Here is a 1,450-nt window from a genome sequence, read left to right as displayed (position 1 = left end):
TGAGGGTCGGAGAACGTGAAGACTGGCTCTTTGCTGATTACAATAAGAAAAGAAAAGTAATTAAGTTCTTTTTTAAGCATGACACATGCGAATATATTAATATAGAACATACTAAGATTTCACGCTTACACAACCGATTCCACTATTACGTATTTTTCAAAACCGTGTCTGACTTAGAGTCTATGGTCAATCAGCTAGCTACAGAATATAAGCTTGACTGTACGGAAGTCGCCGACCACAAAAAGCTATTTGAAGCTAAGCCAGAGGCTAGACTGTTTGGCACGCCAGTTTGTTATAAAGAATATCAAACCGATGAGGTATTTGATTTAAGAGCTTCAAAAGCCCCGCTCCCAGAACGTGAATACCTTTACAACGGCAAGTGGCAAATGGAATCTGAGATTGAAAAATCTAAATCTGAACTAACAACAACCAAGGAGTAACCCTTGGCTTATTTACCTTTTTACATCACGCCAGAAGAATTTTCGTCCTACCAAGAAGAACAAGAGCAACAAATTCTAAAGGGGATGAATCTAACAATCTGGCACAAGCACGATATTGAAGAGCCTTCTCGATACTTATACCTATCGATTGCTATAGCCGCTGTCAGTCCATTATTTTTCCTTACCTATTTCCTACATGACAACAGCGACATGATCTTAACTTACATTTTATCGGGTCTGACGATAATCATGTCTGGTGTATCTTATCTGACATTTGGGTTGGACCATCGTTATGATTACACCTTGTCCGATCGCGGGTTAGTTATAAAAAAACGACGTAATTTACCGAATTGGGTAAACTCTGCAACTCAAGTCATGGGCTGGATTGGAGCAATAGTTTGTGTCGTGATGGTTGGAGTTGCTGGACCTATGGTTCTTGTCGGAGCCGGGGGGGTTATACTGGTTTCGTTTCGAATGCTAAAGCGACAACCAAATGAGGAGACTGAAGTACTTGTGGCTCTCCGTGAAAATTGGCTTTGTTGTGAATACTGCAAAAATAGAAAAGTAATCGAACTATATCATAAACACGATGACTGCTCGTACCAAGACACTGCTAAAACAACGGTAACAAGATACCACTCTATTGGAAGTTCCTATCTATTCGTCTCTTCACCAAAGCAATTAGAGGAAACCTTAAACATGCTTAATCAAGAGTTTGAACTGGATTGTAAAGAAGTCCCAAAAGCGAAAGACTTATTCGATTTCTCGAAACTTCCAGAAATATACAAAACAACGCCATTCCGCGGGACACATTACCCGTTAGAAGCAGTGGGAACGTTACGAACATCAAACGCTCCATTACCTGATTTAGAATATATATCTTCAATTTTAGCCAAGGAGTAACCCTTGGCATATTCACCATTTTACATCACCCCAGAAGAGTTGGCAGTTTATCAAGAGGCACAAGAGCAAGAAATACTCGCAGGCGATAACGTCAGAACATGGCATAA

General features: G+C 40.1%; 1 protein-coding gene and 1 pseudogene. Both read left to right on the top strand.

What is annotated here, in order from left to right; all coding sequences use genetic code 11:
- Nucleotides 1–440: pseudogene (locus R7M92_RS24890) on the top strand (hypothetical protein); the annotation flags it as partial.
- Between the two features lie 3 nt (nt 441–443).
- Nucleotides 444–1,343, top strand: coding sequence for a hypothetical protein (locus tag R7M92_RS24885; protein ID WP_318134574.1), 900 nt, complete (start codon nt 444–446; stop codon nt 1,341–1,343).
- Nucleotides 1,344–1,450 lie beyond the last annotated feature (107 nt).

It is taken from the genome of Vibrio sp. Vb2880 (assembly GCF_033337975.1).
Lineage (GTDB): Bacteria > Pseudomonadota > Gammaproteobacteria > Enterobacterales > Vibrionaceae > Vibrio > Vibrio alginolyticus.
This window is presented reverse-complemented; position numbering and strand designations above follow the sequence as displayed.